Source organism: Gilvimarinus japonicus (genome assembly GCF_042847215.1).
Classification (GTDB): domain Bacteria; phylum Pseudomonadota; class Gammaproteobacteria; order Pseudomonadales; family Cellvibrionaceae; genus Gilvimarinus; species Gilvimarinus japonicus.
On the sequence record NZ_AP031500.1, the window covers coordinates 362,685 to 386,259 of the forward strand.

A 23,575-nucleotide genomic window follows, 5' to 3' on the forward strand; every position below is an offset into this window, starting at 1 on the left:
CCGATCAATTACTTTCTCTTCATTGAGAGGAAGAATTCATCGTTGGTTTTAAAGTCTTTTAACTTGTCCACTAAAAACTCAGTGGCGGCAACGTCTTCCATGTCGTTGAGTAAGCGACGCAAAATCCACGCGCGTTGCAGCTCATCTTCTTTCATTAGCAGCTCTTCGCGGCGGGTGCCCGAGCGGCGTACGTTGATGGCTGGGTAAATACGCTTCTCGGCAATTTTACGATCCAGGTGCAACTCGAGGTTACCGGTGCCTTTAAACTCTTCGTAGATCACTTCATCCATCTTCGAGCCGGTATCCACCAGAGCGGTGGCGATAATAGACAGGCTACCACCCTCTTCAATGTTACGCGCGGCACCAAAGAAGCGCTTGGGGCGTTCCAGTGCGTGAGCATCAACACCACCGGTGAGTACTTTACCGGACGATGGAATAACGGTGTTGTAAGCGCGGGCCAAGCGAGTGATGGAGTCGAGCAGGATGATCACGTCTTTTTTGTGCTCAACCAAGCGCTTGGCGCGCTCGATGACCATATCGGCCACTTGTACGTGGCGCGCTGGTGGCTCATCAAAGGTCGAGGCCACCACTTCGCCGCGCACGGAGCGCTGCATTTCGGTAACTTCTTCCGGGCGCTCATCGATCAGTAATACAATCAGGTGACACTCGGGGTTGTTGCGGGTGATCGCTTGAGCGATGCACTGCATCATGATGGTTTTACCGGCTTTGGGGGGGGCGACGATCAAGCCGCGCTGGCCTTTACCGATAGGGGACGTCAAATCGATGATACGACCGGTTAAGTCTTCGGTCGAGCCGTTGCCGGCTTCTAGTACCAAACGCTCATCTGGAAACAGCGGCGTGAGGTTTTCAAATAAAATCTTGTTGCGCGAGCTCTCGGGTTTATCGAAATTAATTTCGTTAACCTTGAGCAGGGCAAAGTAGCGCTCGCCCTCTTTAGGCGGGCGAATCTTACCGGCAATGGTATCGCCGGTGCGCAGGTTAAAGCGGCGTATTTGGCTGGGCGATACGTAGATGTCGTCGGGACCTGCCAGGTAAGAACTGTCGGCCGAACGTAAAAAGCCAAAGCCGTCTTGCAGTATCTCCAGTACCCCGTCGCCGTATATGTCTTCGCCGCTTTTGGCGTGGCGCTTAAGGATATTAAAAATAATATCCTGCTTGCGTGACCGCGCGAGGTTTTCCTGGCCCGTTTCGCGGGCGATATCAATCAACTCTTCGATGGGTTTTGCTTTTAAATCGGTAAGGTTCATACAGTTGGACTTAGTTAGTAGGTTTGTTGTCTGCAGGGGTTTCGTGCCGAATGGCATTGAATACAAGCGGCAGACTGCGTTGCTTATCGACGGCACTTGAATCTTGTGCGTCGGCCAGTGTGGTGCGCTGTTGTTGTTGTATCGCACACGCTGTCAGTCAAATAATACTGTTACACATCATCCGGTCTGGCGGATAACCTACAGAGCTATCGTCTGAAAGTAGGAGAAAGTCGCAGGGAATCTGTGTTTTGCCCAAGATCTTACGGAAAAATGAAAGTTGATGCCGGGCGGGACCTACAATGAGCTGTAACAGGTGATCTGGAGTATAGCGGTAAAAAACGGCAAGTGCAAAAATTAAATTTGGCCGCAGCGTGAGCTGCGGCCAAAGCTGAGGTTTACACCACAGATTCGATAAATTCTACCAGCTGCGAGCGTGACAGGGCGCCCACTTTGGTGGATTCGGCATTGCCGCCTTTAAAGACGATCAAGGTTGGAATGCCGCGAATGCCGAACTTGGCCGGAGTTTCTTTGTTGGCATCGACATCCATTTTGGCAATTTTAAGCTTGCCTGCGTATTGGTCGGCCAGCTCATCGAGCACTGGGGCGATCATTTTACAGGGGCCGCACCAAGCTGCCCAAAAATCGACCAGCACTGGCACGTCTGCTTGCAGAACGTCGGCGTCAAAGGAATCGTCGGTAACGTGAATAATGGCGTCGTTACTCATAGTCAAATAGTCTCCAAACCCGGTTTAGGGTATTAATTTAGCCATACTGTGGGGATGCACTGTATGGCTATATGGGGGCACCAGCAGTAATTTAAAGGCCGTTGATTGGGATAAACAGCCCCGCGCTGTGCGCTGTGGACGACAAGCATAATAAGGATTGGTTAACGCCTGATCAAGGAGAAAAAATCTATGGCGGTTATTGTCGCTCGCAATCGGCGCGGTTACGACTTAAGCGTGGTGCGCGCGATAGGGGCATCGGGCGCTAAGCCGAGCTTATCGAGCGCTTGGGTCAGGCTTTTAAACGAGATAGGTTTGCATAAAAAGTGATCCATGCCGCAGGCAAATACGGCCTCGCGGTGCTCCTCAAGGGCGTGGGCGGTCAGTGCGACAATGGTGGTGGCGGTGTGGGCCTCGGCCTGTTCATAGCTGCGAATTGCACGGGTGGCCTCAAAGCCATCCATATCGGGCATTTCGCAGTCCATTAAAATCAAATCAAAGGGGGTGGCGGCCCGTTGCACGGCGCGCAGCGCTTCGCGGCCGTTATCGGTAATGATGGGTTCGACCCCGAGCTTACCCAATAAGCCTTTAATAACCATGCGGTTGACGGCGTTATCTTCGGCCACCAATACCTTTAAGTGTGCCAGCGAATGGTGAGTAACCGACATGCTGAGTTCGGCGTTATTGCTGGGTGGCGTTAGGCCGCAGGCGGTAAAGAGTGTGCGGTATAACTGCCGGGGCAATAGTGGTTTGCGCAGTGCGGCATGAATTTTAAGCCGATCTAGAGCGTCGGGAGCAAGGGGCTCATCTGAGCCGGTCAGTAATACCAGTGGTACCTCGGTTAATTCGGCTTCGCGCCGAATCCAGTCGGCCAAGTGCAGGCCGCTCATTACCGGTAACTGTTGGCACAAAATAATAACGTCAAACGGCTCGCCGGCTTTAATCACATCGATAGCGCCACTGGCACTGGGGGTGCGAATCAGCTGTACCTGCCATGCAGCGCAGAGCTTGGCGACCAGCTCGCCCAGTGGCTCGCTGTGGTCGGCCAGCAATAGGCGCTTGCCGGCTAGCGGAATAGGGTCGCTGGCGCTTTTGGCGATGGCGATTTTGGCCGAAGGGGCAAAGCAGGCGGTAAACCAGAAAGTGGAGCCCTGACCGACTTTGCTGTCGACCCCTAAATCGCCGTGCATCAGTTCGGTTAGGCTTTTGCATATGGCGAGCCCCAAACCGGTGCCGCCGTAATGGCGGGTGGTGCTACTGTCGGCCTGACGGAAAGCGTCAAACAGGCTCGCCTGGGCATTTTTGCTAATACCGATGCCGGTATCGGCGATGGCAAACTTGAGTTTGGGGGTAGCGGCACTGCTGTCGGCAGCCGTGCTAACGTGCAGGGTGATTGAGCCGGTGCTGGTAAACTTAAACGCGTTGCCGATCAGGTTGATTAGAATTTGTCGCAGCCGAGTCGGGTCGCCTCTGAGGTAGGTTTGTACATCGGGCTCTATGTAACCGTACAGCTCGATATGACGTTTATTGGCGGTGGCACCAAACAGCGCAATGGCATCGTCGACAATCATCCCCAGGTCAAACTCGGCGGTTTCTAGCTGCATTTTGCCCGCTTCGATTTTGGAGTAATCGAGGATGTCGTTAATAATATCCAGCAGGTTTTCGCCGGAGCGGTGAATGACATCGACATAGTGGCGTTGGTTGTCGTCGAGGCGGGTGTCTCGCAGCATATCGAGCATGCCGATGACGCCGTTCATGGGGGTTCGGATCTCGTGGCTCATGGTGGCCAGAAACTGACTTTTGGCGCGACTGGCTTCTTCGGCGGCGAGCTTTTGGCGCCGGGTTTCGAGTTTTTCTTCTTTCTCGCTTAACAGTGCGAGCTCGATATTGTGGCGCTGCTCGATATCCTCTTGCAGCGTCTCACGCATATGGTTGATGGCGTTAATGACGTTATCCAGCTCATCGGGTGTGTCGGTGGTTTTTTTGTGCTTAAGTACCAGCGGGGTTGCGAGTTTGTCGAGGTTTAGCTGCCGGGCGTAGCGCGCGATAGTATCGATATGGCGGGTTAATAATGTGTGTATCAGCCATAAAATAAGCAGTGATACCAGCAGTGTTTTGGTGCCTTGAATTAAAGCGATAAACAGCGCGCGCTCCCACAGTTTATCGTAAATGGTGGTGAGGGTGGCGGTGACGGTAAGTTGCCCTAAGTGTTGCGCGGCGGTGGATTCGTCGCGATAGATTAAGTCGTATTGCTTGACTAAAAAGCGCGCGGGGCTTTCGATAATGGTGGCGTCGTTTACGCTGGGTTTACGTGCGATCAGGGTTTGCGGCTGGTTGTTCCAGTCGCGCCAGTCGACCTGCACTTTAACCACATCGGCCACGTCCAGCACGCTGTTGATTTGAATTTGCAGTTGCTCTTGGTCGAACCCCCAAAGGCTTTTGGTCATGCTGGCGAGGGTGCTGACGCGCACTTGATCGAGGCGTTTTTCGAGAGATGAAACGTCGTCATTAAAGTTGGAGTATAGCTGTAAGGCTATGGCGACGAGCGTGATGATTGAGCTGCATAGAATGATGAGCCCAAGCAAGCGCGTGGCGATAGGGTTGTCGCGGGCGTAGCGGGTGAATGGCAGCATCTAACCGTTTCTGATTTAGTTATTAAAGTCGCGTTATCTTTAGTGTAGCAGCTGGCGCACAAAACGCTGTACATGATGCAAAATATTAATCGCTGTAGGTGCCCAGTACATCGTTTAAAAACCGTTGTCCGAGGGCGGTGGCGGCAATGCGCTGGTGACTTGGGGTAACCAGCTCGCGCTCGCGCAATTGTTGCCACTCGGGCTCGAGTGCGCTTAAGAGCAGACCGGTACGGCTGGCAAAATAGTCGCTCGGGCAGCCGTCGCTAAGGCGCAGTGCATTAAGTAAAAATTCCAGTGGGAGCATACCCTTGGTTAGCTCCTCGCGGCCTGCGGCGTAAGGGTTGGCTAGCCGCGCGGGAGAGCTGGGCGCCGCCAAGTAGCGCTCGGGTTGGCGCGTCTTCCACTGACGAAAAATAAGCCTTTGCTCGGGCTGGGTAATTTTGCCGTGGGCCCCGGCGCCGATGCCTAAGTAGTCGCCAAACTGCCAGTAGTTTAGGTTATGGCGCGCTTGTGGCCCGCGCGCGTAAGCGGATACCTCGTAGCGGCTAAAACCGGCAGCGGTTAAGCGCTCGTGGCCGGCGTCTTGAATATCGGCCAGAGTATCTTCTATCGGTAGGGTGGGCGGCTTGTTGTAAAACACGGTGTTGGGCTCAATGGTGAGCTGGTACCAGCTTACGTGCTCGGGGTTAAAGCTAAGAGCGGTGTCGATATCCGCCATGGCTGCGTCCAAGCTCTGCCCTGGCAGGCCGTGCATTAAATCTAAATTAAGGTTATCAAACCCGGCGCGGCGGGCGGTATCAACGGCTTTTAACGCCGCTTGGCTGTCGTGAATACGCCCCAGTGCCGCGAGCTGATCGTCGGCAAAGCTTTGGATGCCGATGGACAAACGGTTAACGCCCGTGCGGCGATAATCGGTAAAGCGCGCTTGCTCAAAGGTGCCGGGGTTGGCTTCAAGGGTGATCTCGATATCGGGCTCAAAGCCGATACGCCGCTCGGCGTGGTCGAGTATCCGGCCAATGGCGTGGGCCGAAAATAAACTGGGGGTGCCGCCGCCAAAAAATATACTGGTGAGTTTGCGTCCCTGGGCGAGTGCGGCGTCGGCGTCTAAATCTTGGATCAGCGCGTCGATGTATTCGGCTTCGGGCAGCTCGGTGTCGCTCTGGTGGGAGTTAAAGTCGCAATAGGGGCACTTGCGTACGCACCAGGGGATGTGGATATAAAGCGACAGTGGCGGCAGCGTTAGGAGGGACACAGTATTACCAGTGGTGAAATAGCGCCGCCATTATCGCACGGCGCAAGATTACGAAAAAGCCGTGTGGGTGTTGTCGTCCCACATTAGCCGTCACTGCAAATGTTGCTCCCGCCACTCGGGGAAATCTTTTAAGACTTCTTTCGGGTTATTGGTGTACCAGGCATAGCCGTCGCGGCGCTCTTGGGATATTTCCATGACATCGTAATGCACCGAACCGTCGCGATCGCCCACCACGGGTTTATTGCTGCCTATTTCGTAAAACCTGCTCCAAAGAGGGCCCGCGCCCTCCTTACTGATTAGGACATTGTGGCCGTCTTGGTCTTTTTCCCACGAGTAGCCGTAGATGCGATTGGCGGTAAACCAGTCGTGAGCGGCGACAATGGCCTGTTTTAAGGCTTCACTGGGGTTTTCCAGTTGCATTAAAAGCTCCACCAAGTCAGCGCTTTCGGCGGTGGCCAGAGCGGTGGGCTCAAATTTGCGCGCGTTGATGGGGGCTAGGGTGCTGGCATCGTGCTGGGCGCCCCAGATGGTGCGTTTGCCGTCAACCATAACCTGAGTATCCAGCACGGCCTGAATCCCCTGCTCAAAACTTTGTTGCGCCTGACTGGCCTGCTCGGGAGAAACAAACTGCAAGGGCGCGCGACGAACGGCGGCTGATTCAATCACCTCCAGCAATTTGCCCATCGCTTTATCGTTGTAGGTGATGTAGTCGTGGTAACCGCCGGTTAAGGGAAAGTTCTGCGGCCAGCCGCCATTGGGGTACTGGGCTTTGATAATCAGGTCTATTGCTTGCTCTACCGCGCGGGCGTAGCGGGGCTCTTGGCTGGCGTTGTAGGTACGCGCTAAAAACCAGATCTGCGTGGTAGTGGCGCCGTTATCGAAGGTAGGAATGTAGTGCTTCTCTACCCCCAACATTTGTCCCGGCAGGCGCGGTGCCACACTCATATCGGTGCGCTTAGACCAACCGCCGGATGGGGTTTGGTAGCTAATAATAATATCCGCTATGCGTCGTGCTTCGGCGGTCTGGAAGAATTCGTCGGGGGCGTCAGGGTCAAATCCAAACTTGTTGCTGTGGGGTGCGGCCAGGGGCTGCTTGCGCCCGCTGGATTTTAGTTCTTGCGCAAAAGCGCGCTTATCGGCTTGCGCTAACGATTGCGACAAAGCGCGATATTCTGGCAACGACTGCTCGGTAGCGGCGAGCGCTGGCAGGGCGCCACACAGCAGTAAAGAAAGGGCGATAAGACGGTACATAGCAAACTCCGGGTGACCTTATTGTGCCGACAGTATAGTATGGTCAGACCAATTATCAATAATGGTCAGGCAGGTAATATGTTTGTATTCGTAAAGCGGGCCGCTCTGTTCAGTTGCGCCCTGTTAATAACTCCGTCGCTCGCGGCGGCGGATTGCCTTGATTCCGAGCCCTTGCAGGGGCTGGATTATCAGTACGAGCAGGCCTTGCGCGTCGGCGACCGGGAGTTTTTACAGCAGTTGCTGCTGCCATATTTTGTCTGGGTGCACAATCACGCCGTCGCCCACGAGAGCAAAGCGGATTTACTAGCCCGTTTGGGGCCGGATTATCAACCCCTAAAATCCCGCGAGTCCAGTGAAGTGGAGGTCATTCGCGCGCTTGATACCGCTGTGATTCACGGCTTATCGACGGTGGACAAATTTACCGATGGCCCGCGCCACGCCAACAGCTATCGCTTTATGCGTACCTATGTGTTGCGCGATGGTCGTTGTCGGTTGTTGGCCGGGCAGACGATGAAGGTTTGGAGTACCGAGTCTGAACCGTAAGCGCACCTAAATTGTCCCGCACGTTGGCGGGGGATATGATGGAGGCCACGCAACGTCACGGACTTTTGTTATGAATGAATCACCGGTCTCGGGCACTTCTCCGGAGGTGTTGGAAAGCCATCGCAAATACATCGGGCAGCTGGAAAAAGAGTGCCCAGTACGCGCGGCCATCAATGTGCTGCGCGGGCGCTGGAAGCCATCCATACTCTGCGAGATTGCCAAGGGGCCCCAGCGCTATTCGGAGATGCGCAAGGCTTTGCCTCAAGTCTCAGCGCAAACTATGACGGTTCAGCTGCGCGAGCTAGAAGCCGATGGGCTAATAACCCGCGAAGTTTATGCCGAGGTTCCCTCTCGGGTGGAGTATCAACTGACGCCGTTGGCTGAATCTTTATCAGAAGTCATGGTTGAGTTGGAGGCTTGGGGCGAGCGCTACCTAACTGAGCGCGCCCAAAGCCCGTCAGAAAAACCTGACTAACCCCAAAAACTGGTTCTGGATAGGTTTAAAACACCTGTGACACAGTGCGCACACACTGACCTCACAGGAGATACCCGTGCCCAATTTACTTATTCTTCACTCCAGCGGACGCACCAACCGATCTGTCACCCGAGCGCTTACGGCGCAGTTTCGCGATCAGTGGCAGGCATCGTTTCCCGATGGAGGTGTCACCGAGCGCGATTTGGTGGCTGAGGCCTGCGAGTTTGTTAATGAAGCTTGGGTTGCGGCGGCTTTTACCGAGGAGCCAAACCGAACGGCCCGAATGCAGCAAGTGTTGCAGGTAAGTGACGGATTGGTGGACGAGTTAATGGCCGCCGATCATGTGGTTATTGGTGCGCCTTTGTATAATTTTGCTATGCCTGCCGCGCTTAAAGCTTACTTTGATCAAATCGTGCGTGTCGGCCGAACGTTTGCGTTTGATGCCGAGCAAGAAAACCCTTATACGCCGCTACTGCCGAATACACCGCTGACGGTGATTACCAGTGCGGGCGATGGTGCATTGTTGCCCGGTGGTGCACTGTACGAGCTCAATTGCCTAGAGCCACACTTAAAAATATTGGCCTCGTTTATCGGTCTGGCCGAGCCGGTTTTTATCCGTGTGGGGTACGATGAGTATCAGGATGAGCGCCATGTAAATTCAAAAGCGCGCGCGGCTGAGGCTTTAGCAAAACATTTTACCCACTTGCTGGAGCGCGCAACTCAGCCGGGTTGTGCTGTGTGTTGACGGGGCGAGGTTAGCAATCCCATCAAAGTTTATGAGGCTAGCGGGAGTCTCGTTATGATGCCGAGAGCTGTGTCAGCAGTGCGCGCAAAGCAAGGGCGCGATGGCTGATGCGGCCTTTTTCATCTTTGCTCAGTTCGGCGGCAGCGCAGTTGTGCGTCGGTACGTAAAACAATGGGTCGTAACCAAAGCCGCCATCACCTGCTGGGGCAGTTAAGATCCGCCCCTCCCAGCTGCCCTGACAAATCAGTGGGGTTGGGTCTGCCCCGTGGCGCATATACACCAGTACGCATTGGTAGCGGGCGGTGCGCTGGGCCTCGGGCGTGCCGTCCAGCTCGTCCAGCAGTTTTTGGTTGTTACTGGCATTGCTGGCGCCTGCGCCGGAAAACCGTGCCGAGTAAATACCGGGGGCGCCGTTTAGGGCGTCTACCTCAATGCCCGAGTCGTCGGCAAGCGCCGGTAGGCCTGTGGCCTCGCAGGCGTTGCGCGCCTTTAGGATGGCGTTCTCGACAAAACTGAGTCCGGTTTCGTCGGCGTCAACCACGTCATATTCTGATTGCGCTCGCACATCGAGGCCAACGCCGGCTAACAGTTGTTGAAATTCTTTCAGTTTGCCTGGGTTGGAGCTGGCAAGTACGATTTTAGCGGACGATGGGTGATTGGCAGACACAGTTACTCGGCCTCTTCGACATAGAGTTTACGGCTGAATTTTACCGTCATCGGCGCGGCGTCTTCGTGGTTAGTGCCGGTGGGAGTAACGGTGATCGAGAAGTTATACACTTCTTCATTGGTATGCTTAAGCGGGGCCAAATAATAAGTCGCATTGCCCTCGTTAATCTCGGCAAAATCTAACACACGCTGTTGCTGCAATAGGTTGCTGGCGGTGCCGTTTATGGTGGCGCCAAGGCCAAGGCTTGTTTTACCAGCGTCGGTTTGGGTGACGCTAACATTCACTAAGAGTTGATTGCGGGCGCGGGTAATGCCGTAAACCTCGGCGACCTCTGGCGTGATAAAAGCGCTGCTAAAGGTGCTGAAGTGCACAGTGTAGTCGCCAAAGGTTTTTTCGCGAAAGCCCGGCTCCAGCACATTAGCATCGGGAACGTCGACGGCCACGCTGGTGATACTTGCCAGCAGCAAGCCTGTGGTTAGTAGCGGACGCAAAAAGCACGTTAATAAAGACATAAACACAGCTCCGGGGGCGATTATTTACTTAAGTGGTAAATGGCCGTTTCGCCAAATAAGTTGGGGTTTAGATCGCCCAGAGTTTGGCTGGTACGCTCGTTAACCACTTGGCGGTTGAGCACGTTAATGTGCTTTTCGTGGCACAGCACTTCAAAGTCTTTAAAAGTGCAAAAGTGAATATTGGGGGTGTTGTACCACTCGTAGGGCAGTAGGTCAGACACGGGCATGCGACCGCGAAACGCTAGATGTAGGCGCGCTTTGTAGTGGCCAAAGTTGGGGAAGGTGATAATGCACTCTTTACCCACGCGCAGCATTTCGTCGAGTACTTTATGGGGGAAGTACATGGTTTGCAGCGCCTGGGTCATCAGTACCGTATCAAAGCTTTTATCGGCAAAGTTGCCCAAGCCCCGGTCGAGGTTTTGATTGATCACATTGACGCCGCGGCCGATACACGCCTCGATTTGCTCCGGGTCGATCTCAAGCCCGTAACCTTTAACGTGTTTTAAGTCGGTTAGGTACTTAAGCAAGGTGCCGTCGCCGCAGCCTAAATCGAGTACCCGGCTGCCCTCGCCAATCCACTGCTGTAGGTGGTTAAAGTCGATGCGCATGATTACTCCGTGGGTATCCGCGCCATAAATTGGCGAAAGGTTTGCTCGTAGTGCTGGTTGGGCAGCAAGAAGGCGTCGTGACCGTAGGGCGAGTCGATTTCGGTGTAACTCACGGACTTGTCGGCGGCAATAAGTGCGTCGACGATCTCCCGCGAGCGCTCCATCGGAAAGCGCCAGTCGGTGTTAAAAGAGGCTACATAAAAACTGCACTGAGCGCGTCTAAAGGCCACTGCCGGGTCGTCGTCGTACTCGCGGGCCAAATCAAAATAATCCAGTGCCCGGGTCATTAAAATATAGGTGTTGGCGTCGAACTTATCCGAGAAAGTATCGCCCTGATAGCGCAGATAACTCTCCACCTGAAACTCCACTAGGTCATCTAAACCCTGCTCAAAGCTGCCGCTTCTGAGCTCGCGGCCAAATTTTTCACCCATGACATGATCGGATAAATAAGTAATGTGGCCGATCATACGCGCCACCGCTAAACCGCTTTTGGGGTAGGTGTCGTGGGCCAGATAGTCGCCAGCGCAGTAATTGGGGTCGCTCATAATCGCCTGGCGCGCGGTCTCGTTAAAGGCAATGTTTTGCGCGCTCAACTTCATGGCCGAGGCAATCACGGCGCAGTGGCGAACGCGGTCGGGGTACTCCAGCGCCCAGCGCATAGCTTGCATGCCACCTAGGCTGCCGCCGACCACGGCGGCCCACTGGGTAATACCGAGATAGTCGGCGAGGCGCGCCTGTGAGTGCACCCAATCGCGCACCCGCAAAGTGGGGAAGCGCGCCCCCCAGGGTTTGCCAGTTTCCGGTTCAATCGAGCGGGGTCCGGTGGAGCCACTGCAGCCGCCTAAATTATTCAGGCTTACCACGTAAAAACGGTTGGTATCGATGGCTTTGCCTGGGCCGATGTAGTGATTCCACCAGCCGGGTTTGCGGTCGGATTCACTGTGGTAACCGGCCGCGTGGTGATCGCCCGATAGCGCGTGGCAGATAAGCACGGCGTTGCTGCCCTCGGCATTTAAGGTGCCGTAGGTTTCGTAGACCAGCTCGTAGTTATCCAGAGTGCGCCCACTGGCTAGCGTTAAAGGTTCTTGTAATAACGCGGTGCGGGGCGCAACCAGGCCCACCGAATCCGGTGGCAAAGGTGTTGTCATGACGCTTGTTGTCTCACAGAGCCGGCTTTTAGCGGCAAAAGCGCAAGTCTAAAGTCGTGCCGGCATGCCTGCAAGGGTCAGATGATCTGAGCCTCGCGGGCCGATTGCAAAGAGACAATATCTGCACTCTCGTGTTTTGCCGGGCTAGGGGTGGTGGTGATCTCGGTAAACAGCGGCGCCAAGTCGTCGCGCGCGCTGTTAAGTTGGGCCACGCTGGCTTCCAGGGTCTGTAGTTTTTCGTGACGGCTGTGGTTTTTATTGCGCAACTCGCCAAGGCGCAGCATGTGGTGCTCCAGTAGCTGCTTTTGATACTGGTTGTGATGCGTCAGTGGCGCTAGGGCCTCGGCCAGCCAGTGATCAATACTTTGGTTAAGTTCGTCAAAAAGGCTTTTCACCTCTTTTACTAGGGTGCCGACAAAGCGTTTAATCAGCACGGTTTTACTGGTTAGCACGCTGTTGAGCGAGCGCCGAAAGCGGTCGGCGTTTTGCTGCAGGTTGCGCAGCTGGCGGCGCTGACGGGTGATGTTGAGCTGGTGCTGGCCGGCGATGGAGCTGGCATCTAAGCTGTACTCGGGGCGCTCGTAAATCGAGCCCATGACTTGATTGGCGCGCTCAATCTCGCGCAGCAGATGGTTAATGCTGGTGTCGACGTCGTCAAAAAAAACACCAATGGCGCGCGATAATCCTACGGTGGTCCAGCTTTGCTCCATGGCTTCATGGGTCTCTTCGGTAAGTCGTTGCAAGCTGGCCGGCGCGATAGGAGCGATCAGCGCGGTACGCTGGTTGTCGAGCATGCGCTGGCTGGTGCGCAGCGACAGCGACTGCTTATGGTAGCGATGGTGCGAGGCGCGAATTTTTTCGCGCTGTTTATTCAGTGCTTGTTCCAACTCCTGGTCATCGGCGGCGTGCAGGGTGTGCAGCTCTTGTTCGGCTTCGTCGATACGGCGGCTCAGGCTGTTATAAGTGCTGACCACCATATCTAAACTATTGCTGACCACCCGGTGGCCGATGATTTGCTGTTGCGAGCGGATAATACACTCGGCCAAACGTTGCTCTAACTGCGGGAAGTTACTGCGCAGTAGAGCGCTGCTGCGCTTGCAGGTTTTGGCGACTAGCGCCTGCTTGGCCGATAGCGGCAGTACGTGTTCGGGGGCTAGCTGCAGCTGGCGCGCGGTTTGGTTGCGCACGGCCTCAATGTTAGCCGCTACCTGGCCCGGCGGGGTAAGCTCATCCCACAGAGTGTCGATTTTATTAAGGAGCGCGAGCACCGCGGTGCAGTTTTCATCGCGCAAACCGGCAATGTGGTCGCGCCAAATGGTCATATCACTGGCGCTTACGCCGCTGTCGGCGGCCAGTAAAAATAAAATGGCCTGAGCTTCGGGTAGGGTTTTTAGGGTTAGCTCGGGCTCGTTGCCTAGGGCGTTTAACCCAGGGGTGTCGACGATGCGTAGGCCTTCTTGCAACAGCGGGTGTTTTAGGTTGATTAATGCGTGGCGCCAGGTTGGAACCTGCACTAATCCGGTGTCTTCATCGGGCTCGAGGTCGGCGGCATTAAAGCCGAGTTTCACCGCTTCGGCGCGGCTGACGAGCTTGTTGGCTGAAACCTGGGAAATAGCCTCGGCGACAGACTCGCTATCGTTGCTGTCGAACTGAATAGTAAACCAGTTTTGCGGAATCCGTTTAAAGCTTTGCAAGCTGGCCGCGCTGCGGCGGGTTTCGATGGGCAGCAGGCGGACGCAGTTGGCCGGTTGCGCATTGTCATAGAAAATCTCGGTGGGGCACATAGTGGTGCGCCCCGCTTGCGAGGGCAGCAACCGTGGTTGGCCATCGGTGTAGAGCAAGGCGTTGATCAGCTCGGTCTTGCCTCGGGAGAATTCGCCAACACAGGCAAGCGTAAAATGCTCGCCCTTGAGTAAGGTGCGAGCGCGCTCCAGTGAGCGTAGGGCGTCGCGGGTGACCAGCTGATGCTTGTCACTCCACTGCGTAAATGCCCCAAGGCGGCGGTCTAATTGCTGCTTCCATGCGTTGTATTGCGCCATTTGGCGGTGGAGTGCTTTTATGTCCATAGTGAGCCTACCGTGTCCCGTCCGTTTTGCCTGTTAGTATTCGTTATGCGTAAAGTTTAGTTATAAAAAGGCAAGCTTATTAAAGCGCAAAACCCCCGTTATCGCCAGCGGTTGCTGATCTTCGGCGATAATCGGGGGCTTTGAGGGTATTGACGGTTTAAAAACCGATCATCAAACCTCGCGGAGCACCCAGCAGCTCGGCGATCGCGGGAATCACAAACTGATTGATCAGGTTGAGGGCCAACATTAAAAATATGGGCGAAATATCGATGGGCCCAAGCGGCGGGATAATTTTGCGAAACGGTGCCATTACCGGCTCAATTAGTTGGCGTAACAGCACAAGAGCTGGGTTATGGCTGAATGGCGCAACCCAGCTGGCGATAATGTAGGCGATCATCCCCCAAAAATAAATGCTGGCGAGCATGGCTAGAATGCCCACCACAGACCAGGCTAAAAGCATGAGCGGATTAACGAAACCGTAGCCGGCAATCAGTAACATCAGTTGCACCACTAACCACTGCACGGCCAGTGCCAATACCAGACACGCGAGGTCGATACCAAATAGCCCGGGAATTACACGGCGCAGCGGCAGTAGTAGCGGGTTGGTCGCTTTGCTAATGCCCTGTGATATTTGGTTGTAAAAGTCGGCACGCGACAGTTGCAGTAAAAACCGCAACAGAACAATCAGCAGGTACAACGAGCCGAGCGTTTTAATTAGGTAGATGGCCATTTGTGCCATAGTTTGCATGGGATGTCCTCGTAACGTGCTCAATAAGGGTAGATGCCGATGGTCATTATGCCTGATCGACTCCGGCAAATGTTGTCAGATGGGCCGCGGGCACTGTTAGCGGCCCGCCAGTTCGCGGGCTAGGGTTTCAGAGCGCGCCGCGCAATCGGCCATAGCGTTGCTCACTTGCTCGCGCAGGCCACCTTGCTCAAAGCTTTGGATGGCCCGCTCGGTTGTTCCGCCCGGTGACATAACGCGTCGTTTTAACTCATCCACAGGCACCTCGACTTTGCCCGCTAAGGTGGCCGCGCCGAGTGCCGTTTGTAGGGTGAGGGTGCGGGCAGACTCCGGCGTTAGCCCGAGCTTAACGCCGGCTTCGATCATCGCCTCCATAAACAAAAAGTAGTAGGCCGGGCCCGAGCCCGAGACGGCCGTCACGGCGTGCATAAGCGCTTCATCTTCTACCCAAATAAAAAGCCCGGTGGCGCCCGCCAGCTGCTCGGCAAACGCTCGCTCGGCGGGGCTGACGTTAGCGTTGGCGTATAAGCCGCTGGCACCGGCACCCACTTGAGAGGGCGTGTTGGGCATGCTGCGGACAATGGCTTTGTCGCCGCCGAGCCACTGATTGATGCTGTCGGCACTGATACCGGCGGCGACCGATACGATCAGTTGCTGCTCTAGGGTGGGTTTGATGTCGTTGCAAAGATCTTGCAACATTTGTGGTTTAACGGCCAAGACGACGACGTCGGCCCAGCGGATGGCCTCGTCGTTATCGTCGCTTACGGCAATACCGAGGCGTTCGCTGGCGCTTGCCGCCGATTCTTTAGACCGTGTCGTGGCGCGCACGGCCTGTGCCGGATAGCCCTGCTCTAACAGGCCACTAATAATAGCGCCGGCCATGTTGCCGGCGCCGATAAAGACGATGTTTTTACGGATCATGAGATCTCCTTGGGGGCTAGGCGCGCGGGCCAAAAATATCGGTGCCGATACGGACAATGGTTGCGCCCTCGGCGATGGCATCTTCTAAGTCGCCTGACATACCTATCGACAGTGTGTCCAATGGGCAGGTAGGTTCGGCTTGTTGTAGTTGTGCCAGTGCGGCCGCGAGGCGGGCAAAGCTGGCGCGCGGGGGTTTATCGGGTGCGGGAATCGCCATCAGGCCGCGCAAGGCGATGTTGGGCAGTTGCGCCACCTGATGGGCCAGGGCGTTCAGCTCGGTTAAGTGAGCGCCGGATTTACTCGGCTCTTCGTCAATGTTCACCTGCAGACAAATATGCAGTGGCCCAAGTTGAGGGGGGCGCTGGTCATTTAAACGCTGGGCAACCTTTAACCTGTCGACACTGTGTACCCAACTAAAGCGCTCGGCAATGGCGCGGGTTTTGTTCGATTGTATCGGGCCGATAAAGTGCCATTCTAGCTCGTCGAGGTCGCTTAGCTGGTCTTGTTTGTCGAGCGCCTCTTGCAGGTAGTTCTCGCCAAAGCGTCGCGCCCCGGCTTGATACGCCCTGCGCAGTTGATCGGCCGGCTGGGTTTTGCTGACCGCTAGCAGGGCAACGTCAGAGGCGGAGCGGCCGCTGATTTCGGCGGCGCGCGCAATGCGGGCGGTGACATTGGCGAGCTTCTCGTCTATCTTGTGCATCTGGGCCTCGGGTCTGTGCCATCATGCCAATTGCGAATTTAGCCTTTGACGGCGCCCTCGCAGCACAATAGCATGACTAAAAACTGACAAAAATTAAGGGTTTTGCTGTATGGATATCACGGAGCTTCTCGCCTTTAGCGCCAAGCAGGGCGCTTCGGATTTGCACCTCTCGGCGGGCCTGCCGCCAATGATTCGCGTCGACGGCGACGTGCGTCGAATCAACCTGCCGCCGATGGAGCACAAGCAGGTGCACAGTTTGATCTACGAGATCATGAATGACAAGCAACGCAAGGATTTTGAAGAGTTTTTAGAAACTGACTTCTCGTTTGAGGTACCTGGCGTTGCGCGCTTTCGGGTTAATGCGTTTAACCAAAACCGCGGCTCGGGTGCGGTATTTCGGACCATTCCCTCAAAAGTTTTAACCATGGAAGAGCTGGGTATGGGGCAGGTATTTCGCGATATTTGCGCGGTGCCCCGTGGCTTGGTGTTGGTTACCGGACCTACGGGTTCGGGTAAATCCACCACCCTGGCAGCGATGATGGATTATATTAACGACAATAAATACGAACACATTCTGACCATTGAAGACCCTATCGAGTTTGTGCACGAGAGTAAAAAGTGTCTGGTTAACCAGCGCGAAGTGCACCGTGATACCCACGGCTTTTCTGAGGCATTGCGCTCGGCCCTGCGGGAAGACCCGGACATTATTCTGGTGGGTGAGCTGCGGGATTTGGAAACCATTCGTTTGGCGCTGACGGCGGCTGAGACCGGTCACTTAGTGTTTGGTACTTTGCACACCACCAGTGCGGCAAAAACCATTGACCGGGTGGTGGACGTGTTTCCCGCAAACGAGAAGTCCATGGTGCGCTCGATGTTGTCGGAGTCGCTGCAAGCGGTGGTGTCGCAAACACTACTCAAGAAAAACGGCGGCGGCCGGGTGGCGGCGCACGAAATTATGCGCGGCACCTCGGCGATCCGTAACTTGATTCGCGAAGATAAAGTCGCCCAGATGTACTCGGCGATTCAGACCGGCGCTTCAGTGGGCATGCAGACGATGGATCAGTGCCTAGAAGATATGGTGGCCCGTCGGGTGATTAACCGTGACGTCGCCCGTGAAAAGGCCAAAATGCCAGAGAACTTTTAAGCGCTCACTGGCAGGTTGTATAAGGCAAGCGCCGCTTGCATGGCTATAGTGTAAGAATTTTAAAAATACGTAGGCACAGACTATGGATTTCGATCGATTACTGCAGCTGATGGTAGATAAAGGTGCATCGGATTTATTTATTACCGCCGGTGTTCCCCCTTCCATTAAATTGCATGGCAAGGTGGTGCCGGCCACCGCGACGGCGTTAACGCCGGAAAAAGTGCGCGAGCTGGTGTTGTCGGTGATGAACGAAAAACAACGCCGCGAGTTTTTGGATAATAAAGAGCTCAACTTTGCCATTAGTGCACGGGGTATTGGCCGGTTTCGGGCCAGTGCATTTTATCAGCGCAACTTGGCGGGCATGGTGCTGCGGCGTATCGAAACCACCATTCCCCGTATTGACGATTTGAACTTGCCAGATGTGATTAAAGATTTGGCGATGACCAAACGTGGTTTGGTCATGTTTGTGGGGGCAACGGGTACCGGTAAATCTACCTCGCTCGCCTCGATGATTGGCCACCGCAACCGCAATTCGAAAGGGCATATTATTTCCATCGAAGACCCAATTGAATTTATCCACCAGCACGAGGGCTGCATTATTACCCAGCGCGAGGTGGGTATTGATACCGACTCGTTTGAGATTGCGCTAAAAAATACGTTGCGTCAGGCGCCCGATGTTATTTTGATTGGTGAGGTTCGTTCGCGCGAAACGATGGAGCACGCCATCGCTTTTGCCGAGACTGGCCACTTGTGTCTGTGTACGCTGCACGCTAACAACTCTAACCAAGCGCTGGATCGGATTATTCACTTCTTTCCCGCCGATCGTCACCGCCAGTTGTGGATGGACTTGTCGCTTAACTTAAGAGGCATTGTGGCACAGCAGTTGATACCCACCCCCGACGGTCAAGGTCGGCGCGCCTGTTTGGAGGTGTTGCTGAATACGCCTCTGGCGTCTGACATGATTCGTAAAGGCGAGGTGAGCGACCTTAAAGAGCTGATGAAAAAATCCACTGAGCTGGGGATGCAGACGTTCGATCAGGCGCTGTACGCGCTCTATGATAATGGTGAAATTACCTACGAAGACGCTTTGTCTCACGCCGACTCGCCTAACGATTTGCGCTTGATGATTAAGCTTGGCTCCGAGACCGATGCGGCTTATCTATCGAACGCGGCCGATGGCTTGTCGATCGAGGAAGAGGACACGGGTCGCGGCGGACGGATGTTTTAAGCTTTAAAGAACGGAGAACGGAGAACGGAGAACGGAGAACGGAGAACGGAGAACGGAGAACCGAAACCGTTACCCGTTCTCTTGGGGTTGGCCGTTTAACCAATCCTGCAAAATTATCCTCGCGGCGATCGCATCGACCGGATCGCTTTTGTAGTGGCGCGAACCGCCCTGCGCTAAATGTTCGCCTTTCGCTTCAAAGCTGCTCAGGCGTTCATCCACCATTTGAGTTTGCACGCCAAAGCGGCCGTGAAGACGGTTGGCAAATTTGCGCGCTCTGGGGCAAAGCTCGCTGTCACTGCCGTCCATGTTTAGCGGCAGCCCAACCAGTACTAAGTGTGGCTGCCATTCTTTCAGTAGCTTGCTGATCTCATCCCAGTTGGGAATACCGTCGCGCGCTTTTAATTGGGTTAGTGCGCGGGCGCTGTGGGTGAGCGTTTGGCCAATGGCCACACCGATATTTTTGGTGCCATAGTCAAAGCACAGTAACGTTTGTGATTTTGCGGATGGATCAGGCATGGCCGACGCTGTTAGAGATGAGGTTTAGGTCAATGCCTAAGTGTCGTGCCGCTGCGGCCCACCGTTGTTCGGTTGGGGTGTGAAATAAAATCTGCGGGTCGGCCGGCACCGTAAGCCATGCGTTGTCGGCAATTTCTTGTTCCAGTTGATCGTTGTCCCAGCCGGCGTAACCCAAAGTCACCAGGTAGTGTTCTGGCCCCTCGCCGTCGGCGAGGGATTTGAGAATATCGCTGGAGGCGGTCAGGCAGGTTTCGGGGCCAATCTCAAGGGTCGATTGCCACTGTTTGCCTGTGTTTGGGTGAAGTATAAAGCCGCGTTCGGGGCTGACTGGGCCGCCGGCCAGTACTTGTGACTGTGCTGACGGGTCATCCTCGTTTAGCGATAGCTGCTGAAATATATCGCTCAGGGTTAAGGCGGAAGGGTGGTTGATCACCAGCCCCATGGCGCCATCGGCGTTGTGTTCACAAATATAGGTGACGCTGTGGGCGAAGGCTGGATCGCTCATGCCGGGCATGGCGATCAAAAACTGGTTGCGCAGTGAGCCTAGCTCAAAGGCGTTAAGGTCGGGTCGAGCGTTGGGTGTATTCATGTTTCCAGTATTGGGGTGGCGAGGCCGAAACTCAAGCGTTGATTACTGGCACCGGGTGTGATTAGCGATCAAGGTTGCGGGTGGATAGCCCGTCGATCTCAAACGACCAGGTGCGAATAATCACAAGCTGGTCGGTATCTTTACGAATCCCGGCGGGAAACGGCGCAAACGGTGCGGCCAACCGCACAATTTGCAGTGCCGCTTCATCCAGCAGCGAGACGCCGGATGACTCCAGTAGCGATAGATCGCGAATGGTGCCATTGGGGTTTAGGGTGACTGACAGCCGTAAATCGCCGGTTATCCGCTGGCGCAATGCTTGCTCGGGGTAGTTGTCATTGCCCACCTGCTCGATTTTGGCGCTCCAGTTATGCAGATACTCGGCACCGGCGGAGCTGAGGGTGGCGACCGACGTAAGTCGCCTAATGCGCGGTCGCTTGGCGTACTCTTGCCGCTGGCGGTCGAGCTTTGCTTGTAGGCTGGCAATTTCGGGGGTGATAATCGGTTGTTCTTCAGGTAGACCTTGGTGCTCAATCTCCTCCTGTTGGCTCTCCTCGTCGGGGCGGCGAAGTTGTTGCCGCTCGGCTTCGGCGCTGGTAGTGATTACCTGGGTTTGTTGTTGGTTGCTGGGAGTGGCGGCTTGGGGCATCGGCGCCGGATTGACCTCGCGCACATCGGGGGCGGCAAAGTCGGCGTGGCGTTCGGTGGTGAGCTCGCGGCTTTGCTCCTCGGTGCCGCTCGCCTGTTGGTTGTGCTGGGCGAGAAACTCGGCGTCCTCCGGGGCTTGGTCGGATTTGTGGTTGGCCAAGGTGATCTCAAGGGTCGGTGCCAGCTTGTCCGGATCGGGCAGCTTAAACGTCAGGCCAAAAATAATCAGTGCGTGAGCAATAATCGCGATAAAAATCGTGAAACTTAAGCGATCGGTTGATTTAACGGAGGTATCGACCCCAACAGCAACATTGGACGCCATGATTAGCTTTGCTTCCGCCGCTTCAGTTCGGCCTCTAGGGCCAGCATCAGGCGCTCGCCAATGCGGGTATCGTAAGCTTTGTCGATCTCGCGCACGCACGTGGGGCTAGTGACATTGATCTCGGTTAAGTAGTCGCCGATGACGTCTAGTCCGACAAAATACAAGCCGCGCGCTTGGAGTTGCTCACTCACTTGGGCGACGATCCAATAGTCGCGCTCGGTGAGTGGTTGCGCTACGCCGCGACCACCGGCGGCCAGGTTGCCGCGGGTTTCGCCCTCGGCGGGAATACGCGCTAAAGCGTAGGGCACGGGCTCGCCTGCGACCACTAAAATGCGTTTGTCGCCGTTGCTGATTTCGGGGATAAACTTCTGTGCCATCGTCAGTTGCTTGCCGTGTCCGGTTAGGGTCTCAAGGATCACGCCAACATTGGGATCGTCTTGTTTGCAGCGAAAGATACTGCTGCCGCCCATGCCGTCAAGCGGCTTAAAAATAACGTCGCGGTGCTCTTTGTGAAAGTTTTTCAGCTGATCCATATGGGCGCTGACGATCATCGGCGGGCAGCATTGGGGAAACTGCGTGGCGAACATCTTTTCGTTGCAGTCGCGCAGTGACCTGGGGTTGTTGGCCACCAAGGCGCCCTGACGCTCGGCCGCTTCTAGGATATAGGTGCTGTAGATGTAGTTGGTGTCAAACGGCGGATCTTTGCGCATCAAGATGACATCCAGCTCGCCAAGCGCGATATCGCTGGGTGGCTCTAGCTCGTACCAATGTTCCGCGTCGTCGTACACCTTGAGGCTGCGGGTGCGGCCGCGGGCGGTTTCGCGCTCTAAGTAGAGATCCTCGGGCTCCATATAAACCAGCTTCCAGCCACGCTCCTGGGCGGCCAGCAGTAGGGCCAAAGTGGTATCTTTGTAGTAGGTAATGTTCGCAATGGGGTCCATTACGACGCCAAGGGTTAGACTCATAGTGTCGGGCTCAATCTAGGGCAGCAATCTTGGGGTGCGGGGCTATACGCCGCGTCGCTAAGTTAACGGCTTGGCGTAGTTGGCGCAAGTGCTCGTTAACCATAATTGTAAGGAATATGAAACGCGGAAAAAGTAAAATTTTTGTATATATTCAGTGATTTATAGATAAACCTTAAAAACTATGTTAAAAATCTTGTCAGATAAATAAATCCGTAGAGCGGTTGCGGTCAGATTCAATGCGTACTATTGTGCCGTTGAAGTGTGAGCTGCGTCGCAATTTAGTCTTCTCTACAATAACAGCGCAAAGGTCAGCACCTATGGACGTGAGTTTAGAAAGTCTGAAAGTAATGGTGATCGACGACAGTAAAACGATTCGTCGCACCGCAGAGACGTTACTTAAAAAAGCCGGTTGTACTGTGATAACAGCAACGGATGGTTTTGACGCGCTCGCAAAAATCGCCGATTCACGGCCAGATATCATTTTTGTCGATATTATGATGCCGCGCCTCGATGGCTATCAGACCTGTGCGTTGATCAAGAATAATACCGAGTTCAAATCCACCCCCGTCATTATGTTGTCCAGTAAAGATGGATTGTTCGATAAGGCCAAGGGCCGAATCGTCGGGTCGGATCAGTATTTGACAAAGCCGTTTAGCAAAAGTGAGTTGCTTGGGGCGATAGAAGAGCACGTAAAACAGGCGCAGGCGTCGTAACGTCAGCCGCTAATAAAAAGTAATTATCTAAACAGCTAACTGCACAATTGGGGATCCTATGGCCAGAGTACTTATTATCGACGACTCGCCCACTGAAACTTATAAGCTGACCACCATGCTGGAGAAAAACGGCCATGCCGTGTTGACGGCACCCAATGGTGAAGAGGGTGTGGCGCTGGCTAAAAAAGAGCTGCCAGATGTTGTCTTGATGGATATTGTGATGCCGGGCTTGAACGGCTTTCAGGCAACTCGCCAGCTGACCAAAGCTCCAGAGACCGCGAATATTCCCGTCATTATCGTTACCACCAAAGATCAGCAGACCGATCGAGTTTGGGGGATGCGTCAAGGTGCGCGCGCTTATTTGGCCAAGCCAATAACCGCCGAAGTCTTGATGGATTCGATCAGTGAGGTTATGGCCTGATCAGTTGGGGTAGCAGCGCGCGCTAGGGTCCCCCTTGCTGTGCGCTGGAGTCGGACACAATAGATAAAACACGGACTCGGATCATGTCAGAGCAATCGAGCGCATTCACGGCACTGGCCAGCTTGGCCAGTAGTTGTCGGGCGGCAGCCAAAGGCTTGCCGGCCCAGATTGATGCGCGTCCACAGTGGAGCGGTATTGGTTTTACCTTGCTCGGCAGTCACTTTGTGGCGCCGATGGACGAGGTGTCCGAGATGCTCGAAGTTCCCAATTACACGCATTTGCCCGGTGTGCAATCCTGGGTGCGCGGTGTGGCGAACGTCCGTGGTCGGTTGCTTCCGCTGTTTGACTTGGCCGCCTTTTGCGGCGGCCGTTTAGTCGGGGGGCGCAAGCGCCGCCGCGTTTTGGTGCTCGAGACAGAAGCGTTGTACACAGGCCTGATCGTCGATCAGGTGTATGGCATGCAGCACTTTCCCGCCGATGAATTTTTGCCCAGCAATTCGGATTTAGTGGAGGGGTTGCTGCCCTATGCGCGCGGTAGTTATATCGCAGAGGACAATACGTGGAATGTATTTCGCCTCTCGATACTCGCGCAAGACCAGCGTTTTACAGATGCTGCAAAGGATATCTGAGGCGCTGGGCGTAATAAAATAAGCGGCGTTGCGCTGCGTAAAGATGCTTGTCATAGATTTATGTAATACCAGAAGAGGGACTTTTGGGGGTGGGCTCACAGAGTCGGTCCGAGTTTCTCAGCTAACAACGAACAACAATGATGCAGA

25 protein-coding genes are annotated in these 23,575 nt (G+C 54.9%); 8 read left to right on the forward strand and 17 right to left on the reverse strand.

Translation table 11 applies throughout. The features are described from left to right. Nucleotides 1–8: 8 nt before the first annotated feature. From rho to pelA, 5 genes are all read right to left on the reverse strand, one after another. Entirely contained in the window at nt 9–1,268 is a 1,260-nt protein-coding gene (rho, locus tag ACGHAD_RS01505) for a transcription termination factor Rho (RefSeq protein ID WP_041522152.1), read from the reverse strand. 395 nt (nt 1,269–1,663) lie between these two features. Next, nucleotides 1,664–1,993: a thioredoxin TrxA gene (gene trxA, locus ACGHAD_RS01510; RefSeq protein WP_339617042.1), complete on the reverse strand. Its 330-nt coding sequence runs from the start codon at nt 1,991–1,993 to the stop codon at nt 1,664–1,666. Nucleotides 1,994–2,214: 221 nt separating this feature from the next. After that, nucleotides 2,215–4,623, reverse strand: a complete 2,409-nt coding sequence (locus ACGHAD_RS01515; protein ID WP_382416724.1) for a response regulator — start codon at nt 4,621–4,623, stop codon at nt 2,215–2,217. A gap of 85 nt (nt 4,624–4,708) precedes the next feature. Continuing rightward, entirely contained in the window at nt 4,709–5,875 is a 1,167-nt protein-coding gene (gene hemW / locus ACGHAD_RS01520; protein WP_382416726.1) for a radical SAM family heme chaperone HemW, read from the reverse strand. A 90-nt stretch (nt 5,876–5,965) separates the two neighbouring features. Beyond that, on the reverse strand, nt 5,966–7,126 hold the full coding sequence (gene pelA / locus ACGHAD_RS01525) for a pectate lyase (RefSeq protein ID WP_382416728.1): 1,161 nt from the start codon (nt 7,124–7,126) through the stop codon (nt 5,966–5,968). Between the two features lie 78 nt (nt 7,127–7,204). Between pelA and ACGHAD_RS01530 the strand changes: the two genes are divergently transcribed. From ACGHAD_RS01530 to ACGHAD_RS01540, 3 genes are all read left to right on the forward strand, one after another. Then, nucleotides 7,205–7,669 carry a nuclear transport factor 2 family protein gene (locus tag ACGHAD_RS01530; RefSeq protein ID WP_382416730.1) on the forward strand — a complete coding sequence of 155 codons (465 nt, stop codon included), beginning with the start codon at nt 7,205–7,207 and terminating at the stop codon, nt 7,667–7,669. 70 nt (nt 7,670–7,739) lie between these two features. Then, complete coding sequence (locus ACGHAD_RS01535; protein ID WP_382416732.1) at nt 7,740–8,144, forward strand: winged helix-turn-helix transcriptional regulator; 405 nt, start codon at nt 7,740–7,742, stop codon at nt 8,142–8,144. Nucleotides 8,145–8,220: 76 nt separating this feature from the next. Further along, entirely contained in the window at nt 8,221–8,889 is a 669-nt protein-coding gene (locus tag ACGHAD_RS01540) for an FMN-dependent NADH-azoreductase (RefSeq protein WP_382416734.1), read from the forward strand. Nucleotides 8,890–8,941: 52 nt separating this feature from the next. Here ACGHAD_RS01540 and rdgB read toward each other — a convergent pair whose 3' ends face one another. The 8 genes from rdgB to ACGHAD_RS01580 all read right to left on the reverse strand — a co-directional run bounded on the left by rdgB (nt 8,942) and on the right by ACGHAD_RS01580 (nt 16,256). After that, complete coding sequence (rdgB, locus tag ACGHAD_RS01545) at nt 8,942–9,556, reverse strand: RdgB/HAM1 family non-canonical purine NTP pyrophosphatase (protein WP_382416736.1); 615 nt, start codon at nt 9,554–9,556, stop codon at nt 8,942–8,944. A 2-nt stretch (nt 9,557–9,558) separates the two neighbouring features. Beyond that, a complete protein-coding gene (locus ACGHAD_RS01550; protein WP_382416738.1) occupies nt 9,559–10,068 on the reverse strand; it encodes a DUF4426 domain-containing protein in 510 nt (169 codons plus the stop codon). 20 nt (nt 10,069–10,088) lie between these two features. Continuing rightward, nucleotides 10,089–10,676 carry a methionine biosynthesis protein MetW gene (gene metW / locus ACGHAD_RS01555; RefSeq protein WP_339617051.1) on the reverse strand — a complete coding sequence of 196 codons (588 nt, stop codon included), beginning with the start codon at nt 10,674–10,676 and terminating at the stop codon, nt 10,089–10,091. A 2-nt stretch (nt 10,677–10,678) separates the two neighbouring features. Beyond that, nucleotides 10,679–11,824, reverse strand: a complete 1,146-nt coding sequence (locus ACGHAD_RS01560; protein WP_339617052.1) for a homoserine O-acetyltransferase — start codon at nt 11,822–11,824, stop codon at nt 10,679–10,681. A gap of 77 nt (nt 11,825–11,901) precedes the next feature. Continuing rightward, complete coding sequence (locus tag ACGHAD_RS01565; protein WP_382416741.1) at nt 11,902–13,890, reverse strand: dynamin family protein; 1,989 nt, start codon at nt 13,888–13,890, stop codon at nt 11,902–11,904. A 157-nt stretch (nt 13,891–14,047) separates the two neighbouring features. Beyond that, nucleotides 14,048–14,638, reverse strand: a complete 591-nt coding sequence (locus ACGHAD_RS01570) for a YggT family protein (RefSeq protein ID WP_339617054.1) — start codon at nt 14,636–14,638, stop codon at nt 14,048–14,050. Between the two features lie 96 nt (nt 14,639–14,734). After that, the gene (proC, locus tag ACGHAD_RS01575) at nt 14,735–15,556 is read right to left on the reverse strand and encodes a pyrroline-5-carboxylate reductase (RefSeq protein ID WP_382416743.1); all 822 of its coding nucleotides are present in this window, start codon (nt 15,554–15,556) and stop codon (nt 14,735–14,737) included. A gap of 16 nt (nt 15,557–15,572) precedes the next feature. Next, a complete protein-coding gene (locus tag ACGHAD_RS01580; protein ID WP_382416745.1) occupies nt 15,573–16,256 on the reverse strand; it encodes a YggS family pyridoxal phosphate-dependent enzyme in 684 nt (227 codons plus the stop codon). 109 nt (nt 16,257–16,365) lie between these two features. Here ACGHAD_RS01580 and ACGHAD_RS01585 point away from each other — a divergent pair, with 109 nt between their 5' ends. Both ACGHAD_RS01585 and ACGHAD_RS01590 read left to right on the forward strand, forming a co-directional pair. Next, nucleotides 16,366–17,400 carry a type IV pilus twitching motility protein PilT gene (locus tag ACGHAD_RS01585; protein ID WP_382416747.1) on the forward strand — a complete coding sequence of 345 codons (1,035 nt, stop codon included), beginning with the start codon at nt 16,366–16,368 and terminating at the stop codon, nt 17,398–17,400. 82 nt (nt 17,401–17,482) lie between these two features. Next, nucleotides 17,483–18,628, forward strand: coding sequence for a PilT/PilU family type 4a pilus ATPase (locus ACGHAD_RS01590; protein WP_339617058.1), 1,146 nt, complete (start codon nt 17,483–17,485; stop codon nt 18,626–18,628). A 69-nt stretch (nt 18,629–18,697) separates the two neighbouring features. Here the strand turns inward: ACGHAD_RS01590 and ruvX are convergent, their stop codons facing one another. The 4 genes from ruvX to gshB all read right to left on the reverse strand — a co-directional run bounded on the left by ruvX (nt 18,698) and on the right by gshB (nt 21,665). Next, nucleotides 18,698–19,144: a Holliday junction resolvase RuvX gene (ruvX, locus tag ACGHAD_RS01595; protein WP_382416749.1), complete on the reverse strand. Its 447-nt coding sequence runs from the start codon at nt 19,142–19,144 to the stop codon at nt 18,698–18,700. Beyond that, on the reverse strand, nt 19,137–19,733 hold the full coding sequence (locus ACGHAD_RS01600; RefSeq protein WP_382416751.1) for a YqgE/AlgH family protein: 597 nt from the start codon (nt 19,731–19,733) through the stop codon (nt 19,137–19,139). The genes ruvX and ACGHAD_RS01600 overlap by 8 nt, the downstream gene beginning before the upstream one ends. Nucleotides 19,734–19,794: 61 nt before the next feature. Continuing rightward, nucleotides 19,795–20,700: an energy transducer TonB gene (locus ACGHAD_RS01605; RefSeq protein ID WP_382416752.1), complete on the reverse strand. Its 906-nt coding sequence runs from the start codon at nt 20,698–20,700 to the stop codon at nt 19,795–19,797. A gap of 2 nt (nt 20,701–20,702) precedes the next feature. After that, on the reverse strand, nt 20,703–21,665 hold the full coding sequence (gene gshB, locus ACGHAD_RS01610; protein WP_339617062.1) for a glutathione synthase: 963 nt from the start codon (nt 21,663–21,665) through the stop codon (nt 20,703–20,705). 317 nt (nt 21,666–21,982) lie between these two features. Here gshB and pilG point away from each other — a divergent pair, with 317 nt between their 5' ends. The 3 genes from pilG (at nt 21,983) to ACGHAD_RS01625 (ending at nt 23,428) form a co-directional block, all read left to right on the forward strand. Then, on the forward strand, nt 21,983–22,378 hold the full coding sequence (gene pilG, locus ACGHAD_RS01615; RefSeq protein ID WP_339617064.1) for a twitching motility response regulator PilG: 396 nt from the start codon (nt 21,983–21,985) through the stop codon (nt 22,376–22,378). Between the two features lie 58 nt (nt 22,379–22,436). Next, nucleotides 22,437–22,799 (forward strand): twitching motility response regulator PilH, encoded by a 363-nt coding sequence (gene pilH, locus ACGHAD_RS01620; protein ID WP_339617065.1) that lies wholly within the window; start codon nt 22,437–22,439, stop codon nt 22,797–22,799. A gap of 83 nt (nt 22,800–22,882) precedes the next feature. Then, a complete protein-coding gene (locus ACGHAD_RS01625; RefSeq protein ID WP_339617066.1) occupies nt 22,883–23,428 on the forward strand; it encodes a chemotaxis protein CheW in 546 nt (181 codons plus the stop codon). Nucleotides 23,429–23,575: the final 147 nt, after the last annotated feature.

Bases quoted from the DNA above. Each gene is read 5' to 3' on its own strand.
- ACGHAD_RS01570 (WP_339617054.1), bottom strand. From the start codon at position 14,638: ATGCAAACTATGGCACAAATGGCCATCTACCTAATTAAAACGCTCGGC.
- rho (WP_041522152.1), bottom strand. From the start codon at position 1,268: ATGAACCTTACCGATTTAAAAGCAAAACCCATCGAAGAGTTGATTGAT.
- trxA (WP_339617042.1), bottom strand. From the start codon at position 1,993: ATGAGTAACGACGCCATTATTCACGTTACCGACGATTCCTTTGACGCC.
- gshB (WP_339617062.1), bottom strand. From the start codon at position 21,665: ATGAGTCTAACCCTTGGCGTCGTAATGGACCCCATTGCGAACATTACC.
- ACGHAD_RS01535 (WP_382416732.1), top strand. From the start codon at position 7,740: ATGAATGAATCACCGGTCTCGGGCACTTCTCCGGAGGTGTTGGAAAGC.
- ACGHAD_RS01580 (WP_382416745.1), bottom strand. From the start codon at position 16,256: ATGCACAAGATAGACGAGAAGCTCGCCAATGTCACCGCCCGCATTGCG.
- ACGHAD_RS01530 (WP_382416730.1), top strand. From the start codon at position 7,205: ATGTTTGTATTCGTAAAGCGGGCCGCTCTGTTCAGTTGCGCCCTGTTA.
- pilH (WP_339617065.1), top strand. From the start codon at position 22,437: ATGGCCAGAGTACTTATTATCGACGACTCGCCCACTGAAACTTATAAG.
- ACGHAD_RS01625 (WP_339617066.1), top strand. From the start codon at position 22,883: ATGTCAGAGCAATCGAGCGCATTCACGGCACTGGCCAGCTTGGCCAGT.
- ACGHAD_RS01600 (WP_382416751.1), bottom strand. From the start codon at position 19,733: ATGAATACACCCAACGCTCGACCCGACCTTAACGCCTTTGAGCTAGGC.
- ACGHAD_RS01560 (WP_339617052.1), bottom strand. From the start codon at position 11,824: ATGACAACACCTTTGCCACCGGATTCGGTGGGCCTGGTTGCGCCCCGC.
- pelA (WP_382416728.1), bottom strand. From the start codon at position 7,126: ATGTACCGTCTTATCGCCCTTTCTTTACTGCTGTGTGGCGCCCTGCCA.
- metW (WP_339617051.1), bottom strand. From the start codon at position 10,676: ATGCGCATCGACTTTAACCACCTACAGCAGTGGATTGGCGAGGGCAGC.
- ruvX (WP_382416749.1), bottom strand. From the start codon at position 19,144: ATGCCTGATCCATCCGCAAAATCACAAACGTTACTGTGCTTTGACTAT.
- ACGHAD_RS01605 (WP_382416752.1), bottom strand. From the start codon at position 20,700: ATGGCGTCCAATGTTGCTGTTGGGGTCGATACCTCCGTTAAATCAACC.
- ACGHAD_RS01515 (WP_382416724.1), bottom strand. From the start codon at position 4,623: ATGCTGCCATTCACCCGCTACGCCCGCGACAACCCTATCGCCACGCGC.
- ACGHAD_RS01565 (WP_382416741.1), bottom strand. From the start codon at position 13,890: ATGGACATAAAAGCACTCCACCGCCAAATGGCGCAATACAACGCATGG.
- proC (WP_382416743.1), bottom strand. From the start codon at position 15,556: ATGATCCGTAAAAACATCGTCTTTATCGGCGCCGGCAACATGGCCGGC.
- ACGHAD_RS01550 (WP_382416738.1), bottom strand. From the start codon at position 10,068: ATGTCTTTATTAACGTGCTTTTTGCGTCCGCTACTAACCACAGGCTTG.
- ACGHAD_RS01585 (WP_382416747.1), top strand. From the start codon at position 16,366: ATGGATATCACGGAGCTTCTCGCCTTTAGCGCCAAGCAGGGCGCTTCG.
- ACGHAD_RS01590 (WP_339617058.1), top strand. From the start codon at position 17,483: ATGGATTTCGATCGATTACTGCAGCTGATGGTAGATAAAGGTGCATCG.
- pilG (WP_339617064.1), top strand. From the start codon at position 21,983: ATGGACGTGAGTTTAGAAAGTCTGAAAGTAATGGTGATCGACGACAGT.